At 37.0% G+C, this 6963-nt stretch carries 3 protein-coding genes; all 3 read left to right on the top strand.

The annotated features are described in order from the left end of the window. Positions 1 to 77: 77 nt before the first annotated feature. Positions 78 to 3119 (top strand): SusC/RagA family TonB-linked outer membrane protein, encoded by a 3042-nt coding sequence (locus JO950_RS20705; protein WP_202704340.1) that lies wholly within the window; start codon positions 78 to 80, stop codon positions 3117 to 3119. Between the two features lie 10 nt (positions 3120 to 3129). Further along, entirely contained in the window at positions 3130 to 4695 is a 1566-nt protein-coding gene (locus JO950_RS20710; RefSeq protein ID WP_202704341.1) for a RagB/SusD family nutrient uptake outer membrane protein, read from the top strand. A 112-nt stretch (positions 4696 to 4807) separates the two neighbouring features. Next, a complete protein-coding gene (nagB, locus tag JO950_RS20715; protein ID WP_202704342.1) occupies positions 4808 to 6745 on the top strand; it encodes a glucosamine-6-phosphate deaminase in 1938 nt (645 codons plus the stop codon). The last annotated feature ends 218 nt before the right edge of the window (positions 6746 to 6963 follow it).

Here is a 6963-nt window from a genome sequence, read left to right on the forward strand (position 1 = left end):
GTGCTGTATGTTTATGATAATTTCTTTAACAATATTTTAATAGTATTTTTACCTTATAACTAACAAAATAAATTATCATGAAAAATTTTTTTTTAATCTTTATGATTGTTTTTACAGCGCAGGTTTCGCTTGCTCAGGTAAAAAGCATTAAAGGTGTGATTACAGATTCTGACGGAATGCCATTGCCGGGAGTTTCTGTTGCAGTTCAGGGAGGTCCAAAAGGAGCTACTAGCGATTTTGACGGATTGTATTCAATTGAAGTGCGAATAGGAGAGACTTTAGTTTTTACATATGTTGGTCTTGAAACAAAAAAAATTGTTGTAGGTGATGAAGCTACAATCAATGTAAAAATGGTACAGGCAGCTTCTAATGCTTTAAATGAAGTAGTTGTCACTTCATTAGGTCTTAAGAAAACCAGAAAATCTTTGACTTATGCTGCTCAGGAACTTAAAGGAGAAGAGTTAACACGTGTAAAAGATGCCAACCTTATTAACACTGTTGCGGGTAAAATTGCCGGTGTTGCTATTACAAAAAGTTCTTCAGGATCTGGAGGATCTACAAAGGTAGTTATTCGTGGAAATTCTTCTTTTACAAATAACCAGCCATTATATGTAATAGACGGTATTCCTTTGCTTAATGCAGGTATGACACAACCAAACGGTACATTTGGGGATTTAGCAGGAGGTAACCGTGATGGCGGAGATGTTGTTTCATTAATTAATCCGGACGATTATGAAGGAATGACAGTTCTTAAAGGTGCTGCGGCATCTGTACTATATGGTTCTCAGGGAGCCAGAGGTGTAATTTTGCTTTCTTCTAAGAGAGGAAAAACTGGAAGTGAGACTTTTAATGTAAATTCAGTTACAACAATTGATGCGGCGGCTTATTTGCCTAAATTCCAATCAGATTATACTTCAGCCCCCGGCGATTTAAGAACTTGGGGAGCCAAACAAAAAGTAGAAAGTAATATTAAAGGTTTTTTTGAAACCGGAGTTACAAAAATTACTTCTATGGCTTTTTCAAAAGCGACTGATGGTGCAGCGCTATCTTTAACTTATGCGAATACAGATGCTTCAGGCATTATTCCGGGGAATCATTTGAAAAAGAATAACTTTGGTATTCGTCAAGCAGGGAAATTCTTTAAAGACAAATTAAATGTTGCTGTTACTGGTAACTATGTTAATCAGATAATTAATAACAGACCGGTAAACGGATTATATTTTAACCCAGTTAGCGGTGTTTATTCTCATCCAAGAGCATTTAGTCTGAATGACTTGAAAAACTATGAGGTTTATGATCAGTCAAAAAACTGGATGGCTCAAAATTATCCTGGTTTTGAAACAGCCCAGATTAATGAAAGTAACGAAAACCCATACTGGCAGATTAACAAACAAAAATCTTTTGATACGAATAGTTTCTTCAATGGTGCTATCGCTTTTGATTACAAAATAAATAGCTGGCTGAACTTAACATCAAGATATAGCTATAACAGAAATGAAAGCAATTTTCGAAAAGAAATGTATGCTACTTCAGCTTCTTCACTGGTACATCCAAAAGGAAGATATATCAACTCTACTTTAATTACAACTCAAAATTATGCTGATTTTATAGCTTTAATTCATACTAAATTATCCGAAGATTTCTCATTAAACGGAACGCTGGGAACCAGTATCAATAATGGGAAAAGTGCAGGTATAGTTCTTGACTCAGGAATTGGAGGAGGATTGGCGAATGCAAATATCTTTACATTAGGAAATTTTGTTAACAATAATGGTAATGTAGAGACCACTTATCAAAGAGAAGTACAATCCATATTTGCAGCTGCTACACTTGGTTACAAAGATTATTTATTTTTAGACCTTGCCGGAAGAAAGGACTGGTCATCTACTTTAGTAAATACAGATGATGCAGGATATTTTTATCCATCATTAGGATTAACAGGTATCTTAAGCGAAATGACTGCAATGCCGGACTTTGTTAACTTCGGAAAAGTTCGCGCTACCTATGCACAGGTAGGTAATGATATTGCTGCTTTTGTTACTAGCCCAACTTATTCTATTGTAGCCGGTACTCCTATTAATCCTCCTGCAGGACCAAGACCGGGCACTACATTAAAACCGGAATTAAAATCAGAGGTTGAGGTAGGTACGGAATGGAGAATGTTCAATAACAGATTTGGTTTTGAGCTGTCCTATTATAATTCAAAAACTAAAAACCAATATATGTTAGTTCCTGCAGAATCAACAAATATAAATGGTTATACAAACTATGCTATCAATGCAGGAAGTATTTCAAACAAAGGTTTTGAGGCAGTTGTATTTGCTGATATCATCAGAGGTGAAAAATTCAATTGGGAATCAAGAGTTAACTTCTCACAAAATAGAAGCATGGTAAATGATATTCCGGCTCAAAATGAAGAAGGAAGAATTGTTTTAACTGATCCGGGATCTAACAGTTATCGATATTCATTAGTCGAAGGAAGGCCATTTGGAGTGATAGAAGGTTATAGATTTAAGAGAGATGCCCAGGGAAGAATATTAGTAAACAAGGACAACACAATCCAAAGGACTGATTGGGAGGAACTTGGTAATGCAAATCCTGATTTTATGCTAGGATGGTCTAATACATTTAAAATAGGAGCATTTACTGCAAGCATTTTAATTGATGCGCGTTTTGGGGGTGAGGTTTTAAGTTTGACCCAGGCTATAAATGATCAAAATGGAGTTTCTAAAGCTTCCGGAGACGCAAGAAATGCAGGAGGAGTTCAAATTAACGGAGTCAGAGCCAGTGACGGAACCACACCGGTTACTACAATGGACGCAAAAGAATACTACAATACAGTTGGAGGAAGAAATGGAGTTAGCGGAGAGTATATTTATGATGCTACAAATGTGAATGTTAGAGAGGTTTCTATTGGATATACATTTAAGAAAGATAAACTACCATTCGTACAGACTGCAAGTATCTCTCTAATTGCAAGAAATCTATTCTTTATTTACAAAGATGCTCCTTTTGATCCAAATGTGGCTCTAAGTACCGGAGAAGGTTTACAAGGTGTTGATGTTTTTGGAATGCCATCAACAAGAAGCGTCGGTCTAAATTTAAACTTAACTTTCTAATCTTACTATCATGATACTAAATAAAATTAAAAAAACAGCGCTTTGCTTTTCTTTACTGGCAGCTGTAAGCTGTACAGATAATTTTGAGGAGATTAACACAAATCCCAAAGAAGCAACAACACAACAACTAGATCAGGATTATAACAGTATTAAAAGTTTATTTAAACCTGCTTTCAACAGAATGTACATTTGTGACGTTACCTGGCAATATCAATTGCAGCAAAGTCTGCAAGCTGATGGTTGGTCCGGTTATATGACAACACCGGTTGCTTTTGGAGCATTTAACAATCATGATTATGCGTTAAATGTTGGATGGAATAGTTTTGCATGGGATGATGCGTATGTAAACATCATTGCCTATTTATATAAAGTAGAACAAAGATCTAAAGGAAAATTTGATCAGTTTTATGCCTGGTCATTAATATTTAAGGCAGCTACAATGCAGAGAATAACCGATATGTACGGGCCGGCAGTATATTCTAAATTTGGCGCTGATGCCGTAACATACGATTCACAGGAAGAGATTTATAAGCAGATGTTCAAAGATTTAGATTTTGCAGTTGCAGAATTATCTAAAAGGATTACAGCAAAAGAGAAAACATCTTTTGCTGAAACAGATTTATCAACCTATGAAGGTGATTATACAAAATGGGTGAAATATGCCAATTCACTTCGTTTGAGAATGGCAATGCGTATTTCTAAAGTAAACCCTGTATTAGCAAAAGCAGAAGCAGAAAAAGCAGTAAATGACCCTATCGGAGTTTTTACTACCGTTGCCGATCTTATGAAAGTTAAATCTCCGGTAAATTTAAATGTAATAGATGTAATGAGCCACGCCTGGGCAGGACTTTTTATGGGTGCTGATATGGAGTCAATTTTAGGAGGTTATGAGGATCCTCGTATTGCTAAATACTGGGAAACTTCTGATGTTACTTCGGGGCAATATAAAGGCGTTAGAACAGGTATCGTTTATCCTTCAGGAACAACTTATGGTAAATTCTCTAAAACTGCTGCAAGAACAAAAAACGGTGAAATTACCTGGATGTCGACTGCTGAAGTATACTTCCTGAGAGCTGAAGGAGCTTTAAGAGGATGGAACATGGGCGGGTCAGCCAAAGATCTTTATGAGGCAGGTATTAAAGCATCATTTGATCAGAATGGTGTTGAAGGTGCAGCCGCTTATACTGCCAATAATGTTAAAAAACCTAAAGATTATGTAGACCCGATTAATGCTGCCAATAATGCTGTGGCAGTCTCTAAAGTTACTGTAGCATGGGGAGCAACTAAAGAGGAAAATCTTGAAAAAATTATCACTCAAAAGTGGATTGCAACTTACCCTGATGGACAAGAAGCCTGGTCAGAATTTAGAAGAACAGGTTATCCAAAATTGTTCAGAATTACCAATAACAAAAGTGGTGGTGTAATCAGTACTGAATTAGGGGTTAGAAGATTGGGGTACTCTCAATCTGAGATTAACAATAATAAAGCCGGAGTTGAATCCGGAATTGCCAAATTAGGAGGACCTGATAATGGAGCTACCAGACTTTGGTGGGATGTTAACAAAGCAAACTTCTAATATACAAACAGAATTAAAAGAATTTAAGTTTGGTTAGTAAATGGCGTAGACAACGCGAGTTGTTTATGCCATTTTATAAACCAAAAATGTAAATGTTATAAAAAGAAAAGAAATGAAAAGTGCTTTAGAAATAATACCTGATATCAGCTATAAAAGCGCGGGGAAATTTGAAGAGACACGATTTGAGAAAATCCACAATGAAATCTTCAGGAATTCCGCAGAAGCTTCGGTAATTGTAGCACAGGAAATTGCGCAATTAATCCGATCTAAACAAGAAAAGAATAAATCTTGTGTATTAGGTTTAGCCACAGGTTCTTCTCCTATCAAAGTTTATGAAGAGTTGGTGAGAATGCACAGAGAAGAAGGCTTAAGTTTTAGCAATGTGATCACTTTCAATCTGGATGAATATTATCCGATGAGCAAAGAGAACAATCAGAGCTATCATTATTTCATGCACCAACATCTTTTTAATCATATTGATATCAAACCCGAGAATGTAAATATTCCCGACGGAACCGTTGCCATTGAAGAATTGAATCAATGCTGCATCGATTATGAAATGAATATTAAAAATGCCGGGGGACTGGATTTTCAATTACTGGGAATTGGTCGTACGGGTCACGTAGGTTTCAACGAACCTGGATCCCACATCAACTCCGGAACCAGAATCATTACACTGGATCACATTACCAGAGTCGACGCTTCGTCAGATTTTAACGGGATCGACAACGTTCCTAAAAGAGCGATTACCATGGGAGTTTCTACTATCATGAGATCGAAAAGAATTGTACTAATGGCCTGGGGACAGAACAAAGCCGATATCATCAAGAGAACTATTCAGGGCGATATCAGTTCAGAAGTTCCGGCTACATTTTTACAAAACCATCCTAATGCGACTTTCGTATTAGACCAGTCAGCAGCTTCAGAATTAACCCGTTTCAAAACGCCTTGGTTAGTAGGAGAATGCATCTGGACACAAGAATTAAAAAGCAAAGCGATTGTTTGGTTGTGCCAAAAAACAAAACAATCTATTTTAAAATTAACAGACCGTGATTACAACAACAACGGAATGTCAGATCTTTTGGCGCAGGAAGGTTCTGCTTACGATTTGAACATCAATATGTTCAATGTTCTGCAGCATACCATCGCCGGATGGCCGGGTGGAAAACCTAATACCGACGATTCACATCGTCCTGAAAGAGCCAATCCGGCAAAAAAACGAGTGATTCTTTTTAGTCCGCATCCGGATGATGATGTGATTTCTATGGGAGGAACTTTTTCAAAACTGATCAAACAAGGTCATGATGTACATGTGGTATATCAAACCTCCGGAAATATAGCCGTTACAGACGACGAGGCACTTAAATTTGCCGAAGTGGCTAAGGATTTTCTTGGTGATGCTGCCTTGGGAATCAACTTTAAAGCTGTCATTGAATTTTTGAATAGTAAGTCTGAAAACCAAATTGATTCTTTGGAAGTCCGCAAATTAAAAGGATTGATCCGAAGAAGAGAATCTTATGCAGCGACCCGATACATCGGTTTAAAAGATGAGAACACCCACTTTTTAGATCTTCCGTTTTATGAAACCGGACAGGTAAAAAAGAATCCATTGGGGCCTGAAGACATTGCTATTGTAAAGGACATTATTGCACAAATTAAACCCCATCAGGTATTTGCCGCAGGAGATTTAGCAGATCCGCACGGTACACATGAAGTTTGTCTGAATGCCATCTTTGCAGCAATGAAACAACTGAAACCGGAAAAATACATGGACGACTGCTGGTTGTGGCTGTATCGCGGTGCCTGGCATGAATGGGACATTCACGAAATTGATATGGCCGTTCCCCTTTCTCCATCAGAAGTATTATTAAAACGCCATGCGATTTTGTACCATCAGTCACAAAAAGACCGCGTAATGTTCCAAGGAAATGATTCCAGAGAATTTTGGGTTAGAGCCGAAGACCGTAACAAAAATACTGCTGTTTTGTATGACGAATTAGGACTGGCAGAGTATGAAGCCATTGAAGCTTTTAAACGTTTTGATTATTAAAATTACATTATAAGATCCGGGTGAGAGTGGATCGAAACACAAAATTCAGATTGATTTTATTAAGAATAGTGAGGATTCGACAGAAGCCACTCTGATTTTTGTTTCTTTTATTTAATAGTACTTAGAGGTTTTGTTACTTATGAAATGCATTATATATTATGTAGGAGAAAAAAAAATGCTGTGTTTTGGAAAAAGAATATTCGCGTAGAGTATATCAG

It is taken from the genome of Flavobacterium sp. UGB4466, from assembly GCF_903469665.1.
GTDB lineage: Bacteria > Bacteroidota > Bacteroidia > Flavobacteriales > Flavobacteriaceae > Flavobacterium > Flavobacterium lipolyticum.

Excerpts from the sequence above, each read along its gene's own strand:
- JO950_RS20710 (WP_202704341.1), top strand. The coding sequence starts at position 3,130 with ATGATACTAAATAAAATTAAAAAAACAGCGCTTTGCTTTTCTTTACTG.
- JO950_RS20705 (WP_202704340.1), top strand. The coding sequence starts at position 78 with ATGAAAAATTTTTTTTTAATCTTTATGATTGTTTTTACAGCGCAGGTT.
- nagB (WP_202704342.1), top strand. The coding sequence starts at position 4,808 with ATGAAAAGTGCTTTAGAAATAATACCTGATATCAGCTATAAAAGCGCG.